Annotated in this window: 1 protein-coding gene; it reads right to left on the bottom strand. The window is 68.9% G+C overall.

Annotated elements, in window-relative coordinates; genetic code table 11:
• A partial coding sequence (locus C1876_RS17460) for an EamA family transporter (protein WP_148707959.1) occupies positions 1 to 244 on the bottom strand: 244 nt, incomplete at both ends.

Genomic DNA, 244 nt, shown 5'->3' with positions numbered 1-244 from the left:
AAAAGCGAGGCGAACGCGAGCGCCGACAGCGGCTCGAGGTAGCCGCAGATGGCCACCGACCCCGCCGGCAGCTTGGCGATGGACGAGAAGTACAGGAAGCACCCGAGGCCCGTGTTCACGATGCCGAGAAACAGCACGGGCGCGATGTCCGACGCCGCTGGCAGCGCACTTTGCACCACCGCGGCCACGTCGAAGCCGTGCTGCGCCACGAGGATGAGGCCCGCCGTGGCGAAGCTGGCCACGA

It is taken from the genome of Eggerthella sinensis (genome assembly GCF_003339815.1).
GTDB classification, from domain to species: domain Bacteria; phylum Actinomycetota; class Coriobacteriia; order Coriobacteriales; family Eggerthellaceae; genus Eggerthella; species Eggerthella sinensis.
This window is presented reverse-complemented; position numbering and strand designations above follow the sequence as displayed.